The organism is Thioalkalivibrio sp. ALE25, assembly GCF_000377285.1.
Classification (GTDB): domain Bacteria; phylum Pseudomonadota; class Gammaproteobacteria; order Ectothiorhodospirales; family Ectothiorhodospiraceae; genus Thioalkalivibrio.
Genome location: NZ_KB897929.1, coordinates 202,698 through 220,309, shown reverse-complemented (window position 1 = coordinate 220,309; position 17,612 = coordinate 202,698). Strand labels below are relative to the sequence as shown.

Sequence of the window (17,612 nt, the reverse complement as noted above, 5' to 3'; positions counted from 1 at the left end):
TCCCCCGGCTGCAGCGGCAGGAGGTTCTTTTCGGCCTTCCGGCCCAGACAGTCCTCCAGCACCTCGATGTAGCGCATCAGCTCCACCGGCTCGTGGTTGCCGATGTTGTAGAGCCGATAGGGCGCGGCACTGGTGGCGGAATCCGGCTCGGCCCCGCTCCACTCGGGGTTGCGCGGCGCCACGTGATCCAGGGTGCGGATCACGCCCTCGACGATGTCGTCGATATAGGTGAAGTCGCGCCGGTGGTGCCCGTAGTTGAAGACGTCGATCGGCTCGCCCGCCAGGATCTTCTTCGTGAACAGGAACAGCGCCATGTCCGGGCGGCCCCAGGGGCCGTAGACGGTGAAGAAGCGCAGGCCCGTCACCGGCAGGTCGTAGAGGTGGCTGTAGGTGTGCGCCATCAGCTCGTTGGCCTTCTTGCTCGCGGCGTAGAGGCTCAGCGGGTGATCGACGTTGTCGTGCACCGAGAACGGCATGGTGGTGTTGGCGCCATAGACCGAACTGGAGCTGGCGTAGACCAGGTGCTCCACGCCGTTGTGGCGGCAGCCCTCCAGGATGTTGCCGAAGCCGACCAGGTTGGTGTCGACATAGGCCGCCGGGTTCTCCAGCGAGTAGCGCACCCCGGCCTGGGCCGCCAGGTTCACCACCCGCTGCGGGCGATGCTCGCGGAACACCCGCTCCATCGCCGCGCGGTCGGCGATGTCCTCGCGCACCTCGGTATAGCTCGGGTGGTCCTGAGTGCGCGCCAGGCGCGCCTCCTTCAGCGAGACGTCGTAGTAGTCATTCAGGTTGTCGACGCCGATCACCTCGTCGCCGCGCTCCAGCAGGCGCAGGCTGAGCGCGCTGCCAATAAAGCCGGCCGAGCCGGTGATGAGCACTTTCATCGTGCTATTCCTTGTCGTCCGGCAGGGTGATGTTCAGCTCGAGGACCTCGCAGTCCCCCTCGCGATCCACATTCATCTGCACCGCGTCGTCATCGACCTGCACATACTTGCGGATCACCTGGAGCAGTTCCTGCTGCATCGCCGGGAGGTAATCGGGCCCGGAACGCGCCGCGCGCTCGCGCGCCACGATGATCTGCAGGCGTTCCTTGGCGACACTCGCGCTCTTCTGCCGCGGCTGGCGGAAGTAATCGAAGATCCCCATGATCACCCCTTGAACAGGCGCCCGAAGAAGCCCTTCTTCGGTACGTCGACAAACCGCAGCGGGCGTTCCTCGCCCAGGAAGCGCGCGACCGCATCCTGGTAGGCCTGCCCGGCGTCGGACTCCTCGTCCAGCACCACCGGCTGGCCGGCGTTGGAGGCATTCAGCACCGCCTGGGATTCCGGGATCACACCGAGCAGCTCGATCGCGAGGATCTCGCCGACGTCCTCGATGCTCAGCATCTCGCCACGTTCGGCGCGCTCGGCCGAATAGCGCGTCAGCAGCAGCTTGCCCTCGATCGGTTCGCCGCCCTGCTCCACCCGCCGCGTCTTGCTCGCCAGGATCCCCAGGATACGGTCGGAGTCGCGCACCGAGGAGACCTCGGGGTTGGTCACCACGATCGCCTCGTCGGCGAAATACGCAGCCATCAGGGCGCCACGCTCGATGCCGGCCGGGCTGTCACAGACGATGTACTCGAAATCCTCGGACAATTCGTTCAGCACCCGCTCCACGCCGTCCTGGGTCAGGGCGTCCTTGTCGCGGGTCTGGGAGGCCGGGAGGATGTACAGGTTGTCCACCCGCTTGTCGCGAATGAGGGCCTGCTTCAGGTTGGCGTCGCCGTTGATCACGTTGACGAAGTCGTACACCACGCGCCGCTCGCACCCCATGATCAGGTCGAGGTTGCGCAGACCCACGTCAAAGTCGATCACGGCGGTCTTGTGACCGCGCAGGGCCAGGCCGGTGGCAATCGCGGCCGAGGTGGTGGTCTTGCCCACCCCGCCCTTGCCCGAGGTAATCACTACGATACGTGCCATGTTGGCTGCAGCTCCTTGTCGTCTTGCCGGTACCCGGCAGTGCCCGGGACAGGCGGACGGGTTCCTGTCATGTCGTGGCCGGCCGCCCCGCGGGCCGCCGTTCAGATCTCCGCGATCTTGAGGCTTTCGCCGTCCAGTGTCACCAGCCGATTCTCGCCACGCTCGGCTTCCGTGATGTCCTCGGCGATCCGGTAATGCCCGGCGATGGACAGCAGCTCGGCATCCAGACGCCGGCAGAAGATACGCGCCGTCACCAGGCCACGCACCCCGGCCAGCGCACGCCCTCTTAACGGCCCCAGCACATGGATGTGCCCGTCGGCCAGCAACTCGGCCCCCGGCGAGACCGCGCCGGTCACGATCAGGTCGCCGCCACGGGCATAGATCTGCTGCCCGGAGCGCACAGGCTGATCGACGATACGGGTCGCGCTGTGGACGGCCGCGACCTCGGCCGGTGCGCTCTTCTCCTGCGCCTCGTCGGCCCGCTCGGGCGCCGGGGTCTCGTCCTCCAGCGACACCTCGCCGGTGGGCGCACCGCCGCGCCCGCCCAGCTGCAGTACCGGCAGGACATCGAACAGTTCGGCGTAGCTCTGCAGCCGCTCGGCGACCTCGCCGGCCTGCAGCCCGATCAGCTTGAAGCCCTCGGCGCGCACGCGCTCGATGGTCGCCTGCAGATCCGACTCCGGGCTCTCGGCCACCGCCTCCAGATCGAGCACGATCGGCATGTCGCGCATCAACTCCGGGGCCTGCTCGCGCCGCGCCGCCAGTACCTCGCCCAGGACCTGCGGATCGGTCTGGTACACGCGCAGCACGGAGACCAGCATCATGCGCCCTTTCAGCTCAATGGCCTGGACGGAACTCGGGGTCGCACTCATTGGATCGATCGACTCGCTCGCGGTTGGCTGCATCAATGAAGGCTGCGCCCGGCGGCGAAACCGCCCGGCGGGACGTGCGCTTTATAGCGCGGAGGGGGAAAGCACGGCAAGGGATCCGGGCCCGTTGCCACCCGCAGTTCAGGGGCGTGGCGGACCCGGGATCAGCGTGTTGGTGCGCCGCACGTAGTCCGCGTACCCGGGACGCGATTTGTGCAGGCGTCGTTCCAGCAACGTGACGCCGGACACACGCAGGATCAGCAGGATCATGAGCACCGCCGACGGGACGGCCCACCAGCCCCCGGCGGCCAGGGCCAGCATGCCGAACCCGACCCAGACCACGATCTCGCCGAAGTAGTTGGGATGGCGGCTGTAGCGCCAAAGCCCGCGATCCATTACCTGCCCGCGGTTACCCGGGTCGCGGCGGAAGCGCGCCATCTGGGCGTCGGCCACCGCCTCGAACCACAACCCGACGGCCCAGGCCAGAAGCCCGGCGACAGCCAGCGGCCACCACAGGCCATCCGCCTGTATCACCGCCAGCATCGGCAGGCCGATCACGGCCACCAGCCCCCCCTGCAGCCAGAAGATGGTCACCAGGCTGCGGGCGGCGAAGGCCGTTTCGCTGCGACCGGCGCGCATGTCGGTGTAGCGCCCGTCCTCGCCATGGCCCCAGTTGCGCCAGGTAATGAAGGCGGACAGGCGCACACCCCACAACAGCACCGGGACCACGATCCACAGCCCCTGCGGCGGCCAGCCGGACAGCCCCCACCACACCAGCGTGACCAGCACGAAGCCCAGCCCCCAGTAACGATCCACCAGGCTGGCGTCGCGGCGGGCGACACTCGCCGCCCAGACCCCCGTCATCAGGAGCAGCGCCGCGGCCAGCCCGGCGAGGAACAGCATCCAGCCCGCCACGGCTCAGGCCTCGGGTCGCGTGAACAGGACGTGCGACACGAACCACTCGTTGCCGCCGCGATAATCGAACAATTCGGCACAGGCCATGTAGAACATGCGCCAGCGCTGGAACCACAGCGCCGCGTCCTGCTTCCCGTAGGTCTGCTCGAACAGCGGCATCAGCTCGTTCCGCGCGGCGTCCTGACGGCTCAGCCAGGCGTTCAGGGTGCGCGCGTAGTGCTGGCCGTTCACCCGCCACTGGCGGACCACCCGCAGGTCGTCCTGGAAGTGCCGCGCCAGGTCGTCCGCCGGCATCAGCCCGTCACGGAAGAAGTATTGCCCCATCCAGTCGTGGGCGCCCTCGCTCTCGAAGAAGTAGGCAAACTCGCGATGGGCGAATACATGCATGAAGAACTGTCCGCCCGGTCGCAGCCAGGTCGAAATGCGCCGCAGCAGCTCCGGCCAGTTGCGCATGTGCTCGAACATCTCCACCGAGACCACCCGGTCGAACCCCGTCTGCTCCGGGGCAAAGTCATTCATGTCGGCGGTCACGATCGTCAGGTTGTCCAGTCCGCGCGCATCCCGGCGCGCCTCGATGGAGGCCCGCTGGGTCGCGGAATTGGACACCGACACAATGCGGGACTGCGGATACTGTTCCGCCATCCACAGGGACAGCGACCCCCAGCCACAACCCAGCTCCAGCACCTGCTGCCCGTTCTCCAGACCGGCCCGCTCGCAGGTCAGTTGCAGCATGCCCGCCTCGGCCGCACGCAGGTCATTCACACCGTCGGGCCACCAGGCACAGGAATATTTCAGCCACGGCCCCAGACAGCGCTCGAAATACTCGGTGGGCACCTCGTAGTGCTGCTCGTTCGCCACCTCGGTCGACAACGCCACGGGCGCCTTGCGCATCGCCTCGATCAGCGCATAGCGCCGTTCCATCGCCTCCTCGGCCGGCGCACCGCTTTCGCGCAAGCGTTCGGCCAGCAGGCGACGAATGCCCGCGCGCACAAACGTATCCGGCAGTCGTCCCTGCTCCGCCCACTCGATCATCTGCTGCATGAATGAAGGTCCCCCGCGTCGATGCAAGGTTGACCCGGGTATCCGCGGGCGGTTCCCCGCCCGACGCGCACCAAGGCGGCATGGACGGTCACACCCGCGGCCGCAGGGGTGCTAGATTGTGGCCTGGACCAGATACATAGCGATCATGGCGCAACGTCACCGGATTCCGGCCCGAACCCTGCATCGCGTCTGGGGCCCCTTCTCCAAGGGCGTCCAGACGCGCCTCGAGACCTTTCTGGGCGAACTCGACGACCGCCTGATGGAGGCCTCCGAGCGCGCGATCGACTCCCAGCGCGCGGCCCAGAACCTCGCCCTGTCGCGCCAGATCCGCATGGCCAGCGCCGCCATCCTCCAGCATTTTCGTGACCGACTTCACAGTGCAGTCACACCCGAGGACGCCGACGACACCGAGGCGGCAGGCGAGCACGAACTGAGCCTGATGGACGCCGCCGATACCGAGCGCGAGGTGGCCCTGCGCAAGCTGGTCACCGGCGCGCGCTCGGTGATGGCGGCGGAGATCGATGCCCTGGAGACCGTCACTCGGGATTACCACCTGGCGCCCGCGCCCGAGGACGCCCCGTGGCACCCGCATGCCCTGGGCGAGGCCTTCCTGGAAGCGCTCGAGGCCGTGCCCCTGCCGCCGGAAGACTGCCTGCTCCTGCTGCACTGGTTCGACCGCGACGTGGTCCGGGAACTGCAGCCGGAAATGCAGGCGCTGCTGCAGGCCTTCCGCGATGCGGGTTTCACGGTGCCCGAGGCACGGGCCGGCACCCGCCCCCATCCGGGCGCGGCCACGGCGACGGGTCCCGTGCCGCAGGGTGCTCCCGGCGGTGGCGGACCGCCACCTGCGGGTGCGGGTGCGGGTGCGGGTGCGACTGCGCCCGCCGCCGGCGCCGCGGGCAACTGGGCGCAGTTCGGCTACCAGGTCCCGGTCGCCGGCCAGGTCGTCGCGGCCGCCGGAGGGGCGCCAGCGGCCGGGGCTGGTTACGGCTCGCCGGCGGATGCGGTCACCACCGTGCTGAACAGTGCCTCGCCCAGCACCCTGGAACCCTTCGTGATGGACCTGCTTCAGGGCCTGTTCGACATGATCCTGAAGCGCGACGACCTCAATCCCGCGTTGCGCGAACCGCTGTCGGATCTCCAGCTCCCGCTGGTACGGATCGCCATGCGCGAGACGCACTTTTTCCGTGACCGCGGCCACCCCGCGCGGCAAATGACCGGGCTGCTGCTGAACATCGCCCTGCGCATCGACCCCGACCTGCCGCTGGACGAGGCTCGCCAGCTGCCGCTTAGCCGTCTGGTCTTCGAGAACGTGGAACGCGTGCGCAACGAGGGCCTTGGCGACAGCGACGCCTACGACCAGGCGCTCGCGCGACTGCGGGACGACCTCGCAGAAGTCGAGGAACAGATCGCCCATCAGGCAGCCAGTGAACAGGCCGAGGCGCAACAGGAAGAACGCACGCTGGAGATCACCTACAACGTGGAATCCACGGTCGAGCGCACCGTGATCTCCATGGGGCAGGACATCCCGGACGAGGCCCGCGAGCAGCTGATGGATGCCTGGGTCCCGCTGATGACCGCGCAAAAGACGGCGGAGACAGATGCCGGGGATGGGAGCGAAAGCACCGGAGCCGAAGCCGCGGGAGACACGGAGGCCGATAACGACGGCATGGCCCTGCTGCACGAACTCCTGGCCCTGATGCAGGCCGAGCCGGATTTTCAGGCCTCGGCCCCCCTCCTGGCCCGCATCCGCGCCTTTCTCGACAAGGCCCCCCTGTCCAAGGAGGAACGGGCCCGCATCAAGCAGGACCTGGTCAGTGCCCACCTGGTGGCCGCCGGAAAACGCCGCTCCACGCCCGCCGAGCCGACCAAGCCCGACATCAGTCCAGCGACCGGGTCGTCCGACGAAACGGCGGCCGCAGACGAGCGCATGGAACAGGCCCGGAAACGGGCCGGCAGCCGGTCGAGCTCGGTGTTCGGCACCTCGCCGCGTCATGCCGACGACGACCCGTCCCTGATGCGCGATCACGACGACGAGCACGTCGAATACGCCGACAACCTGGTTTCCGGCACCTGGATCCAGTTCACCTCGCCTGCGGGCACCAAGGTCACCCGGATGAAGCTGGTCTGGCGCGGCAGTCACGCCGGACGGCTGCTGTTCACCGATGCCGCCGGCCGCGCCAAGCGCCAGCACAGCATTCAGGGACTGGCCCATGAATTCCGCAGCGGACGCGCCCAGATCATCCCCGAGGAATCCCTGTTCGACCACCTGATGGACCAGCGCCTCGGTCAGACCGCCTGAGGCCCGCCCCTCCGGGGAATCCGTCGCCGGGCCGGACCTTTTTCACGCCCCCGTGGTCCATTTCCCGACGCCACCCGGGAAGACGACGATGACACGCTCACTGGCGGCCCTTTGCGCGGGCCTGGTACTGGGGATCCTGATGACCGGATGCAGCACCCCGCAGAAGATGCCCACCGTGGATCACGTGGATCTCGACCGCTACATGGGCGACTGGTACGTGATCGCCAACATCCCGACCTTCCTCGAGCGCGACGCCTATAACGCCCTGGAGCAGTACGCCCTCAACGAGGACGGCACCATTGCCACCACCTTCTCGTTCAACAAGGGCGGCTTCGACGGCCCGCGCCGCGAATACAACCCCACCGGCTTCGTGAAGAGCGAGGACAACGCCGAATGGGGCATGCGCTTTCTGTGGCCATTCAAGGCCGAGTTCCTGATCGTCTACCTCGACGAGGATTACAGCCAGACCGTGATCGGCCGCAGCAAGCGCGACTACGTCTGGATCATGGCACGCGAACCGGAGATGGCCGAGGAGGACTACCAGGCCATCCTCGCCCGCCTCGACGAACTGGGCTACGACACCGACGAGATCCAGCGCGTACCCCAGCGCTGGGATTGAACGTGCGCTGACGCCGGGCGAGAAACGGGAGATTGCCACGGCGCCTGCGGCGCCTCGCAATGACCGACCGGACGGTTCCCTGTCATCGCACGGCCCGCCGCGTCGATCTCCAAGGGCCCGAAGGCCGAGCACCGGACGCCAAGGGCGGTGGCCGGACCCTACCCGCGACCGTAGCCGCCCCCGCCAGGCGTATGGATCTCCACTGCATCCCCCGGGCCCACCTCGCGACGGTCGCAGCCCGCCAGCGGCTCGCGGCCGCCATCCGCACGCAGGATCACGTCCTCGCCCGGCGCCCCGGGCTCGCCCCCGGCCAGCCCGAACGGTGGCACGCGGCGCCGGTTGGCCAGCAGCACCACCTCCATCGGCGCATCGAAGCCCAGTCGGCGGATCACGCCATCGCCACCGCGGTACCGTCCGCCGCCACCGGAGCCCCGGCGATAGCCGAATCGCTCCACCCGCACCGGGAAACGACTCTCCAGCACCTCGGGGTCGGTCAGGCGGGAGTTGGTCATGTGCGTCTGTACGGCGCTGGCCCCTTCGTACCCGGGACCGGCCCCGGCACCGCCGGCGATCGTCTCGTAGTACTGCCGCCCGGCATCGCCAAAGGTCAGGTTGTTCATCGTGCCCTGAGCCGCGGCCTGCACGCCCAGGGCCCCGAACAGCGCATCGGTCACCACCTGCGAGGTCTCGACGTTCCCGGCGACCACGGCGGCGGGCGGCACCGGATTCAGCAGGCAGCCCTCCGGGATCGCCAGGTCCACCGGCGCCAGGCAGCCATCATTCAGCGGGATCTCGTCTTCCAGCAACGTGCGCAGCACGTACAGCACCGCCGCCCGCACGATGGAGCCCGGGGCATTGAAATTGTCCTCGCGGGCCGGCGAGGTCCCCGCGAAGTCGATCCGCAGGCGGCGTGCCCCCGGATCACGCGTGACGGCCACCCGAATCTCGGCGCCGTTGTCCAGCGCATATTGGAACGTACCGCCCTCCAGACTCGGGATCAGCCGCTCGACCGCCTCGGTGGCATTGTCCTGTACGTGCTGCATGTAGGCCGTGACGGTCGGCACGCCATACTCGTCCAGCAGCCGGCCCAGCTCCTCCAGTCCCTTGCGATTGGCCGCCACCTGGGCCTCCAGGTCCGCCAGATTCTGGTCGGGGTTGCGGGCTGGCCAGTCACCCGAGGCCAGGACGTCCCGCAGGAGCGACGTGGCAAAGCGCCCGTCACGGACCAGCCGGGTCGGCGGGATCAGCACCCCCTCCTCCTCCAGTCGACGGGAGAAGGCCGGCATGGAGCCGGGCGTGATGCCGCCGACGTCCGCGTGATGCCCGCGCGAGGCCACGAAGAACGCCGGGGCAGCCACCTCGGCCTCCGGGTCTTCGGTCACCACGCCGCCGGGCCCCACGAACACCGGCGTGACCACCGTGATGTCCGGCAGATGGGTCCCGCCGTTGTAGGGATCGTTCAGCACCCAGGCATCCCCCGGGCGCAGCTCGGCGCCGGCGGCCGCGACCACCGCGCGCACGCTGGCACCCATCGAACCCAGGTGCACCGGCATGTGCGGGGCGTTGGCCACCAGCTGGCCCCGGGCATCGAACAACGCGCAGGAGAAGTCCAGGCGCTCCTTGATGTTCACCGAGTGCGCAGTGTTGCGCAGAGTAAAGCCCATCTGGTCGGCAATCGCCATGAAGCGGTTGTTGAAGACCTCCAGCAGGACCGGATCGCGCGGTATCGCGGCCGGATCACTGGCCGCCGGCTGCGCGCGCCGGTCAGCGTCGGCCTCGCGCTCCAGGCGCAGCGTGCCCTCGTGCTCGATGCACCCGGACCAGCCCGGCTCCAGCACCAGTGTCGCGGTGGCCTCGATCACCAGCGCCGGCCCCGCCAGGGTCATCCCGGGGCACAGCGCCTCGCGCCGGTACAGCGGGACATCGCGCCACTCGCCGGCCACCCGCAGCGATACCGTATCCGCCTGGGGTGCGGGCACCGCATCGGGGCATGCCTCCGGCTTGGCCATCGACTCCCCGGCGCTGGTCGCGATCGCCTCGGCCGCCGCGACCGCCACCACCAGCGGACGATCCGGCGGCGCGAAGCCGTACCGCCCGCGCCAGGCGGCGGCGAAGGCCTCCATCAGTGCCTCGGGCGAACCGGCCGGCACCTCCAGCGCGGTATCCGACCCCGCCAGCCGCAGATGCAGGCGCCGCTCAATGCGCATGGCGTCCGCGGCCACGCCCTGCTCCGCCAAGGCCGCGGCCGCCGCGCCGGCCTGATCCTCCAGCGCCGCATCGATCGCCTCGGCATGCGCCTCGTCCAGCGGCCATTCCAGGCTGCGCTCGCGCAGGGCGCGCAGCTCGCCCAGCCCCATGCCGTAGGCCGACAGCACCCCGCCCAGCGGATGGAACAGGATGTGTTCCATGCCCAGCTGCTCCGCCACCCGGCAGGCATGCTGCCCGCCCGCGCCGCCGAAACACACCAGGGCGTAGCGCGACACATCGTGGCCGCGCTGCACCGAGATGGTCTTGATGGCCTGGGCCATGTGCTCCACCGCAATCTGCAACAGCCCCTCGGCCAGCCCTTCCGGCGTCGCCGCCTCCCCGGTCGCGGAACGGACGGCCTCCACCAGCGCATCGAACTGTCGGCGGACCGGTTCCGGATCCAGCGGCCGGTCGCGCCCGGGACCGAACACCGCCGGGAAATACTCGGGGCGCAGGCGCCCCAGCAGCACGTTGCAGTCGGTCACCGTCAGCGGCCCGTCCTGGCCATAGCAGGCCGGCCCCGGCTGCGCCCCGGCCGACTCCGGCCCGACCCGCAGGCGGATGCCGTCGAAGCGACAAACCGAGCCGCCGCCCGCCGCGACAGTGTGGATGTCCAGCATCGGCACGCGCAGGCGGGCACCGGCCACCTCGCTCTCCTGGCGGCGTTCCAGCTCGCCGGCCAGGTGCGCGACGTCCGTGGAAGTCCCGCCCATGTCGAAGGTGATCAGGCGCTCGAAGCCGAGCGGCGCGGCGGTCTTCAGCGCCCCGACGATCCCGCCGGCCGGCCCCGAAAGGATCGCGTCTCGCCCGCGAAACGGCGCCGCATCCACCAGCCCGCCATGCGACTGCATGAAGCGCAGGGGCACATCGCCTAGTTCCGTGCTGACCTGTTCCACGTAGCGGCCCAGCACCGGCGACAGATAGGCATCCACCACCGTGGTCTCGCCACGGGGTACCAGCTTGATCAGCGGGCTGGTCGCGTGGCTGGCAGCCACCTCGGCAAACCCCATCTCGCGGGCGAGTGCCGCGATAGCCTGTTCATGCGCCGGATAGCGATAACCGTGCATGCAGACAATCGCCAGCGCACGAATCCCGTCCTCCAGCGCCGCCTGCAGGCGCGGGCGCAGGGCCTCCAGATCCACCGGCTGGAGGACCTCCCCGGCCGCGTTCACCCGCTCGCGCACCGGTTCCACGCGGGCATACACCGGCGACGGCAGCCGAATGGCCCGCGCGAACAGGTCCGGCCGCGCCTGGTGCCCGATCGCCAGCACGTCCTCCAGACCCTCGGTGATCACCAGCAGGGTGGGCTCCCCCTTGCGCTCGAGCAGGGCGTTGGTGGCCACCGTGGTCCCCATGCGCACCTCGTGGATCACCCCCTCGGGGATCGGTGCGCCAGGATCGAGGCCGAGCAGGTCGCGCATGCCCTGTACCGCCGCATCGGCATACGCCTGCGGGTTATCGGACAGCAACTTGCGGGTATGCAGCCGCCCCGTCGGATCACGCGCGACCAGGTCGGTGAACGTCCCGCCCCGGTCCACCCAGAAATGCCAGTCTTTCGCCCCTGTGGCTTGAGTCATGTCCACCGCTCTGGTTTGATCGCCCGAACTCGCGCCCCGCGGCCCGGTCGCAGGCTCGGTAATCGTCGAGCCTCTGAATGAAGGAATGATCACGCATGGATCCCGTTACCCACGCCAGTCTCGGCGCCGTGATCGGCGGCCTCGTCCTCGGCTCCCGCCTGGGGCGCAAGGCCGTAGTGCTGGGGGCCGGCGTTGCGCTGCTGCCCGACCTGGATGCGTTCATAGCTTACGGGGACGCGGTATCCGAGTTCATCCACCACCGGGGCTTTACCCACTCCTGGCTGGTACAGCTGCTGGTGGCCACCGGTGTCGCGGGGCTGCTGGCGAAGGTCCCGGCGACGCGGGAGATCGGCTTTGGCCGCTGGTGGCTGTTCTTCTTCCTGATCTGGGCCACGCACGCGCTGAACGACCTGCTGACCACCTACGGCACCCAGGTGCTCTGGCCGCTGCCGGTCGGCCCCCTGTCCACGGGTTCCATCTTCGTGATCGACCCGTTCTACACCCTGCCCCTGCTGGTCGCGGCCATCGGTGCCCTGTTCTACCGTTTCGCGCCACGCCTGCTGGTCGCCGGACTCGTGCTGTCCACCGCCTACGCCGGTTCCGGTCTCGCGCTGAAGGCCTGGCTCGACCATCGCATCCAGCCCACGCTGATCGCAATGGATCTGCAGGACCAGCCGCGCATGATCCAGCCCACCCCGTTCAACCTGCTCCTGTGGCGCGTCACCGTCATCGACGACGGCCACTTCCTGGAGGCCTGGGTCGGCATCCTCGATCAGCCCATCCGGCCGGACTTCGAGGTCTTCGAGCGCGGCGCCCATCTGGAGGATGCCGCGCTGGCCCTGGAGGACGGGCAACGCCTGCAGTGGTTCGCCGGCGACTTCCTGCGTTTCCATCGTGCGGAGCGTGACGACGAACCCGACCGGCTGGTCGTCACCGACCTGCGTCTGGGCGCCCCCGGCTACTTCCCCTTCGGCTTCGAGATCGCGGAGGAACGCGATGGAGAATGGCAGCCCGTCGCCAGCCGCCAGGTCCGCGAGGCCGGCTTGCGTGGCGATGCGATCCGCGCCATCGCCACGCGCATTGTCGACCCGGAGGGAGCGCCCTGTCTGATGGACCTGGCCGAGCCGGACTATGCCATCACCCGGCCGCCGCCGCGCTGCCGCCTCCGCCAGCAGACGCCGTGAACGGATCCGGCCCTCCCGACGGCAGCCCCCTGCACGGATGCGAGCTGTGCGGGCGCCGGATGGATACGCTGACACGCCACCATCTGATTCCGCGCAAGCAGCACCGGCGCAAGCGCATCCGGCGGCGCTTCAGCCGCGCGGAGCGCGAGGGTCGCATTCTCTGGGTCTGTCGTCCCTGCCACGATCACATTCACAAGCACTTCGACGAGCAAGTCCTGGCCGAGCGCCTGAACACACGCGACGCACTGCTGACCGAGCCGGTGATCCGCGACTTTGTCGCCTGGATCGCGCGCCATCCGCCCGGCTTCAAGCCGCGCGGCTAATCCGCCAAGCGCGGGGGCCTACGACGATCCGGGCCTGGTTCGTCGTTCGCTGGTAACGGTGGCTTCGTTCGGCCGCCTGCCTTGTTGTGGCTGGCCCTGGTTCGTCGCTCGGTGTTTACGGTGGCTCCGGTCCGCATACTGCCAGGCGCTGACTCGCCAGCGCGCCCCGAGGTACTTTCTTGCTTGCCCAAGAAAGTACCCAAAGAAGGGCACCCGGATTTCGCCCGGGAACCTTGCTCCAGGGCTCTCGGGCCGGCGGCGCTGAACTCGCTGCGCCTTCGGCTCCGCTCAGACATCCAGCGCCCCGAATTTATGGAAAACGGGCCGGCCCATCACGCCCTCCGCGAGGGGCTCCATACGGGAGGCGAAGGTCAAAACCGAACGCATCACCATGTTTGCGCCTAACCATAGGCAATGCCGCTCGAAAGCCCCTGGCGCCCGCTACGCGGGCGCGGCACGCAACGGCCGCAGGCCGAGCGTGCCCAGGTGTCGGCAGACCCAGCCCCCATCCATTGGCACAAAGGTCAGAACCGCCGTTGTCTTGACCTTGACCCCCCGTTGTCGTCGCGCCGAGTGGAGAGGGTTTTCGCGGGAGACAAGGCGCTGGATGTCTGAGCGGAGCGCAGCGTAGCGAGTTCAGCGCCGCCCGCGAAAACCCTCGGAGCGAGGGCAGCCCCGGCCCGCGCAGCGGGCCGGGGTCGCGGCAGTCGGGCGTGTTTCTTGGTGACTTCTTTGCACGAGCAAAGAAGTGACTCGGGGCGCGCTGGCGAGTCAGCGCCTGGCAGTATGCGGACCGAAGCCACCGTAAACACCCGATGCCGAACCAGGACCAGCCACTACAAGGCAGGCGGCCGAACGAAGCCCCCGCAAACGTCGCAGATCAGTGCTGCGAGGCCGGCGGCAGCTGGATAAAGCGCTCGCGATACAGGCGGAGTTCGTCGATCGAGTCGCGGATATCCTGCAGCGCCTGATGCGAAGCGTTCTTGCGCAACTGCGCGATCACATCCGGCGCCCAGCGCCGCGCGAGCTCCTTCAGCGTCGAGACATCCAGATTGCGGTAGTGGAAGTACTGCTCCAGCTCCGGCATCAACCGCGCCATGAAGCGCCGATCCTGACAAATCGAATTGCCACACATCGGCGAGGCCCCCTTCGGCACGTACTGCGCCAGAAATTCCAGGGTCTCCTGTTCCGCATCCCGGGTCTCCGACGAACTGTTGCGCACACGCTCGATCAGCCCCGAGGTCCCGTGGGTGCGCTGGTTCCACTCGTCCATCGCCTCCAGGACCTCCGCCGGCTGGTAGATCGCGATGACCGGCCCCTCGGCGAGGATGTTCAGTTCCTTGTCGGTGACAATGGTGGCCACCTCCAGGATTCGGTCGGTCTGCGGCTCCAGCCCCGTCATTTCGAGGTCGATCCAGACCAGGTTCTCGGCATTCACGGCCATCTTGTGCCTCCTTGGCGGACAGCCCACGCCTGCATGCTGGCTGCCCTTTCATCTGTCGCAGGAGTCTATCATCATGGTTGCAGGGCTCGTGACCACGGGCCCAAACCCCCGCCACAAGGAGGGAAGCATGCGACATACCCATACCAGCATTGCCACCGCCGCGACCGTGCTCGCGCTGAGCCTGGGCGGCGCGAGCACGGCCCTGGCCGACGACATCCGCGTGGGACAGGACCTGCACAGCGACAACTGCATCAGTTGCCATGCCGACATGGTCGGGGGCGACGGCTCCGGGCTGTACACCCGCGACAACCGCATGGTCGGCTCGCACGACGAACTGGTCGCCCAGGTCAACAACTGCAACGTCAACCTTGGCACCAACTGGTTCGACGACGAAGTCAACGCCGTGGTCGCCTATCTCAACGCGGAGTACTACCAGTTCGATGAGTGATCTCAAGAGCAAGCACTGCCAGTCCTGCGAGGGCTTCACCGACCCGATGCCGCGGGAGGACGCGGAGCGCGCCCTTAAGCAACTGCATGACGGCTGGGGCATCGACGAGGCCGGCAAGAGCATCCAGCGCAGTTTCAAGTTCAAGAACTTCCACGAGACCATGGCCTTCGTGAACGCCGTGGCCTGGATTGCCCATGTCGAGGATCACCATCCCGACATGGCCGTCGGCTTCAACCGCTGCGCGGTGGAATTCTCGACCCATGCCATCGGCGGCCTGAGCGAGAACGACTTCATCTGTGCCGCGCGTATCGATGCCCTGTTCGAGTAACCCCCGCCCGGGAGTCCCGGCTTGAGCCGGGTCGCCCGGGTCTTCGCCCGCCACAACCAGATGGCCGACATCGCGGTGGACCACGAGCCGCCGCGACGCCTGCGGCTGCACCGGCGCTTCCGCGACCTCGCCTGTGGCGACCGCGTGGAGCTGGACGCCGCGGGAGAACAGGTTGCGCGCCAGCTCGATCGCGACAACGTCCTGGTCCGGCGGGACGGGTTCGGGCGACGCAAGGTGATTGCCGCCAACATCGACTGCGTATGGATCGTGATCGCGCCGGAACCCGCCCCGTCGCGTAACTTGATCGACCGCTTTCTGGTCGCGATCCTGAACCTCCCCGCGCGCCCGCGCCTGCTGGTGAACAAGCAGGACACCGGCCCCGCCGAGCCCCCCGAGTGGCTGGCCGCCTATCGCGAACTGGATCTCGATCCGCTGTACGTCTCCGCCAGGACGGGGTATGGACTGGACGAACTGGCGGCGGCCGCGGCCGGGCACACCAATATCCTGGTTGGTCAGTCCGGCGTCGGAAAGTCCTCGCTGGTGGCCGCCCTGCTCGATCAATACGGGATCGCCGACGCCATAGCGCCGGCCACCGGCGATCTCGCCGCCTCCGGCGAGGGCCGCCATACCACGGTCACCGCGCAGTGGTACCCGCTGGCCAACGGGGGTGCCTGGATCGACTCGCCCGGCGTGCGCGACTTCACGCCCGAGATCCCGTCACTGGATACCCTGGAGCGCGGCTTCCCGGACATCGCGGAACGGGCGGTGGCCTGCCGCTTTCGCGACTGTCGCCACCAGACCGAACCGGGCTGTGCGGTTCGCGCCGCCATCGACGCCGGCGAACTCCCCGCGGAGCGCCTGCACGCCTGGCACGAACTCGCCGCCGAGATTCCCGCCCAGACCCGCGCCCGCGGGTAACGGTTCCACCACGTAGCGCACAAGAAAACCAAAAAATCGGTTTACAGGAAGAAGGGAAGACTGGAAGGGAAAGGGATTAAAAACCGCTTGTTCGAGTAAGCCCTGCGAACGACCCCGGCGCCGCTCAGCGCATTAAAACGGGCATTTCTTCCAGCCTTCCCAACTTCCTGTTAACGCTCTTGAAGTGTTTTTTCGGACTAGCAGTGGGAGGGTGTCGCGGCGGGGGCCGGGATCAGAAGGTCAGGCCCATCTCGACGCCGATGACGGAGGAGGTCGGCTCGCGGCTTGCACCCTCGAACTCGAGGCGATCGGCCAGCCAGTTGTCCGCCGAGTTCAGCGAATAGTCGTCGTAGTACAGGCTCAGGGAGAGCTCGGACTGGTTCTGCAGGCGCAGGCGGCCGTCCAGGCTCAGGTAACCGGCAGTACGGCCCGTCTCGCGATAGCGCGTGCCATAGCCAAAGCCCAGGTCACGGGCCTCGCTGGACAGGGGCTGGCGCACCCCCACCCGGAACTGGCTGTCGAAGCGACCGGAGGCAAAGGTCGGACCGAAGCTGAAGTCGGTGAAATACGCGGTGGACTCGCTGGCGGGGCCGAGGTCGTTCCAGTCCGGCCGGGTCTCCATGCCCAGCCCCAGATTCAGGCCGTAGCCAAAACCACCGCCCAGCTCCTGGTGGTAACCGCCCACCGCCTCGAACTGGCGCGTGCTGGCGAAGGCATTGTCGGTATCGTCGAGGATCGAGGCATCCCCGGTACTGCGGACCGACAGCCGGTAGCGCGAATCGCTGTCGCGACCGGTCTCCGGTTCGCCGCGCAGCGTGGTGATCGCCGCATCCGGACCCGCGAACCCCTGCGTCTGAGGCGACGCCAGCAGCGAATAGCGGTCGTCCGCGCTGGCCGGCGCCGCTGCGACCGCGAACCCGCTGACCAGCAGCACTCCAGCGACCAGCGAAGAACGGGGCCCACGCAGACGAACCCGCCCCAGGCCTTGCACCTGAGGCGGGTTCGTCGGGGCTGCACCGTTCAGTCCGTGTCGCGTCACACCAGTGATCCGTATTGTTGTTCTTCTTGCCTAGCCCGGGGGCCAGCTCAGCGCACGCCCGGCCAGGACATGCATGTGTATATGGTAGACCGTCTGGCCCCCGTGTTCGTTGCAATTCATCACGGTTCGATAACCGTTTTCCGCAAATCCGCGATCGCGTGCAATCTGCGCGGCCACCCGGGTCATCTGACCGATGATCGGGGCGTCGGCCGCGTCCAGATCATTGAGCGTGGCGATGTGCTTTTTCGGGATCACCAGCACATGTTCGGGGGCCTGCGGATTCAGGTCTTCGAAGGCCAGCACCGCGTCGTCCTCGAAGACCACCTTCGCCGGGATCTCCCCCGCCACGATCCTGCAGAACACACAATCGGTCATGCCGCCACTCCCGTATCGGTCAAAA

At 68.2% G+C, this 17,612-nt stretch carries 17 protein-coding genes and 1 pseudogene; 7 read left to right on the top strand and 11 right to left on the bottom strand.

Translation table 11 applies throughout. The annotated features are described in order from the left end of the window. The 6 genes from C996_RS0106110 to C996_RS0106085 all read right to left on the bottom strand — a co-directional run. A partial coding sequence (locus tag C996_RS0106110; protein WP_018866570.1) for an NAD-dependent epimerase occupies positions 1-884 on the bottom strand: 884 nt, incomplete at its 3' end. Positions 885-888: 4 nt separating this feature from the next. Then, positions 889-1,146, bottom strand: coding sequence for a cell division topological specificity factor MinE (gene minE, locus C996_RS0106105; protein WP_026142882.1), 258 nt, complete (start codon positions 1,144-1,146; stop codon positions 889-891). A 2-nt stretch (positions 1,147-1,148) separates the two neighbouring features. Continuing rightward, on the bottom strand, positions 1,149-1,958 hold the full coding sequence (gene minD, locus C996_RS0106100) for a septum site-determining protein MinD (RefSeq protein WP_018866569.1): 810 nt from the start codon (positions 1,956-1,958) through the stop codon (positions 1,149-1,151). A 101-nt stretch (positions 1,959-2,059) separates the two neighbouring features. Further along, complete coding sequence (minC, locus tag C996_RS0106095; protein WP_018866568.1) at positions 2,060-2,830, bottom strand: septum site-determining protein MinC; 771 nt, start codon at positions 2,828-2,830, stop codon at positions 2,060-2,062. Positions 2,831-2,968: 138 nt separating this feature from the next. Beyond that, complete coding sequence (locus tag C996_RS0106090; RefSeq protein ID WP_019592964.1) at positions 2,969-3,730, bottom strand: DUF1295 domain-containing protein; 762 nt, start codon at positions 3,728-3,730, stop codon at positions 2,969-2,971. 15 nt (positions 3,731-3,745) lie between these two features. After that, the gene (locus C996_RS0106085) at positions 3,746-4,783 is read right to left on the bottom strand and encodes a cyclopropane-fatty-acyl-phospholipid synthase family protein (RefSeq protein WP_018866566.1); all 1,038 of its coding nucleotides are present in this window, start codon (positions 4,781-4,783) and stop codon (positions 3,746-3,748) included. Between the two features lie 145 nt (positions 4,784-4,928). Between C996_RS0106085 and C996_RS0106080 the strand changes: the two genes are divergently transcribed. Both C996_RS0106080 and C996_RS0106075 read left to right on the top strand, forming a co-directional pair. Next, positions 4,929-7,085 (top strand): DUF1631 family protein, encoded by a 2,157-nt coding sequence (locus C996_RS0106080; protein ID WP_018866565.1) that lies wholly within the window; start codon positions 4,929-4,931, stop codon positions 7,083-7,085. Between the two features lie 88 nt (positions 7,086-7,173). Next, positions 7,174-7,704, top strand: coding sequence for a lipocalin family protein (locus tag C996_RS0106075; RefSeq protein WP_018866564.1), 531 nt, complete (start codon positions 7,174-7,176; stop codon positions 7,702-7,704). Positions 7,705-7,862: 158 nt separating this feature from the next. On the opposite strand, the gene C996_RS0106070 is transcribed toward C996_RS0106075, so the two are convergent. Next, positions 7,863-11,528 (bottom strand): hydantoinase B/oxoprolinase family protein, encoded by a 3,666-nt coding sequence (locus C996_RS0106070; protein ID WP_026279222.1) that lies wholly within the window; start codon positions 11,526-11,528, stop codon positions 7,863-7,865. A gap of 95 nt (positions 11,529-11,623) precedes the next feature. On the opposite strand from C996_RS0106070, the gene C996_RS0106065 reads away from it, so the two are divergent. Next, positions 11,624-12,712, top strand: coding sequence for a metal-dependent hydrolase (locus C996_RS0106065; protein WP_018866562.1), 1,089 nt, complete (start codon positions 11,624-11,626; stop codon positions 12,710-12,712). Between the two features lie 59 nt (positions 12,713-12,771). Further along, positions 12,772-13,035 (top strand): hypothetical protein, encoded by a 264-nt coding sequence (locus C996_RS0106060; RefSeq protein WP_018866561.1) that lies wholly within the window; start codon positions 12,772-12,774, stop codon positions 13,033-13,035. Positions 13,036-13,323: 288 nt separating this feature from the next. Here C996_RS0106060 and C996_RS14760 read toward each other — a convergent pair. Next, positions 13,324-13,548, bottom strand: a pseudogene (locus C996_RS14760) (hypothetical protein). Positions 13,549-13,915: 367 nt separating this feature from the next. Beyond that, complete coding sequence (gene orn, locus C996_RS0106050) at positions 13,916-14,479, bottom strand: oligoribonuclease (RefSeq protein WP_018866559.1); 564 nt, start codon at positions 14,477-14,479, stop codon at positions 13,916-13,918. 127 nt (positions 14,480-14,606) lie between these two features. On the opposite strand from orn, the gene C996_RS0106045 reads away from it, so the two are divergent. The 3 genes from C996_RS0106045 to rsgA are packed head-to-tail and all read left to right on the top strand — an operon-like array spanning position 14,607 to position 16,173. Continuing rightward, positions 14,607-14,927, top strand: a complete 321-nt coding sequence (locus C996_RS0106045; protein WP_018866558.1) for a cytochrome c — start codon at positions 14,607-14,609, stop codon at positions 14,925-14,927. After that, entirely contained in the window at positions 14,920-15,255 is a 336-nt protein-coding gene (locus C996_RS0106040; protein WP_018866557.1) for a 4a-hydroxytetrahydrobiopterin dehydratase, read from the top strand. Before C996_RS0106045 ends, C996_RS0106040 begins: the two co-directional genes overlap by 8 nt. A gap of 21 nt (positions 15,256-15,276) precedes the next feature. Continuing rightward, on the top strand, positions 15,277-16,173 hold the full coding sequence (rsgA, locus tag C996_RS0106035) for a ribosome small subunit-dependent GTPase A (RefSeq protein ID WP_018866556.1): 897 nt from the start codon (positions 15,277-15,279) through the stop codon (positions 16,171-16,173). A gap of 232 nt (positions 16,174-16,405) precedes the next feature. Here the strand turns inward: rsgA and C996_RS0106030 are convergent, their stop codons facing one another. Continuing rightward, positions 16,406-17,212 carry a hypothetical protein gene (locus C996_RS0106030; protein WP_369771469.1) on the bottom strand — a complete coding sequence of 269 codons (807 nt, stop codon included), beginning with the start codon at positions 17,210-17,212 and terminating at the stop codon, positions 16,406-16,408. A 30-nt stretch (positions 17,213-17,242) separates the two neighbouring features. Further along, entirely contained in the window at positions 17,243-17,587 is a 345-nt protein-coding gene (locus C996_RS0106025; RefSeq protein ID WP_018866554.1) for a histidine triad nucleotide-binding protein, read from the bottom strand. Between the last annotated feature and the right edge of the window lie 25 nt (positions 17,588-17,612).

Coding starts and splice junctions, on each gene's coding strand:
- minE (WP_026142882.1), bottom strand. CDS start 1,146: ATGGGGATCTTCGATTACTTCCGCCAGCCGCGGCAGAAGAGCGCGAGT.
- minD (WP_018866569.1), bottom strand. CDS start 1,958: ATGGCACGTATCGTAGTGATTACCTCGGGCAAGGGCGGGGTGGGCAAG.
- minC (WP_018866568.1), bottom strand. CDS start 2,830: ATGAGTGCGACCCCGAGTTCCGTCCAGGCCATTGAGCTGAAAGGGCGC.
- C996_RS0106090 (WP_019592964.1), bottom strand. CDS start 3,730: ATGCTGTTCCTCGCCGGGCTGGCCGCGGCGCTGCTCCTGATGACGGGG.
- C996_RS0106085 (WP_018866566.1), bottom strand. CDS start 4,783: ATGCAGCAGATGATCGAGTGGGCGGAGCAGGGACGACTGCCGGATACG.
- C996_RS0106080 (WP_018866565.1), top strand. CDS start 4,929: ATGGCGCAACGTCACCGGATTCCGGCCCGAACCCTGCATCGCGTCTGG.
- C996_RS0106075 (WP_018866564.1), top strand. CDS start 7,174: ATGACACGCTCACTGGCGGCCCTTTGCGCGGGCCTGGTACTGGGGATC.
- C996_RS0106070 (WP_026279222.1), bottom strand. CDS start 11,528: ATGACTCAAGCCACAGGGGCGAAAGACTGGCATTTCTGGGTGGACCGG.
- C996_RS0106065 (WP_018866562.1), top strand. CDS start 11,624: ATGGATCCCGTTACCCACGCCAGTCTCGGCGCCGTGATCGGCGGCCTC.
- C996_RS0106060 (WP_018866561.1), top strand. CDS start 12,772: ATGGATACGCTGACACGCCACCATCTGATTCCGCGCAAGCAGCACCGG.
- orn (WP_018866559.1), bottom strand. CDS start 14,479: ATGGCCGTGAATGCCGAGAACCTGGTCTGGATCGACCTCGAAATGACG.
- C996_RS0106045 (WP_018866558.1), top strand. CDS start 14,607: ATGCGACATACCCATACCAGCATTGCCACCGCCGCGACCGTGCTCGCG.
- C996_RS0106040 (WP_018866557.1), top strand. CDS start 14,920: ATGAGTGATCTCAAGAGCAAGCACTGCCAGTCCTGCGAGGGCTTCACC.
- C996_RS0106025 (WP_018866554.1), bottom strand. CDS start 17,587: ATGACCGATTGTGTGTTCTGCAGGATCGTGGCGGGGGAGATCCCGGCG.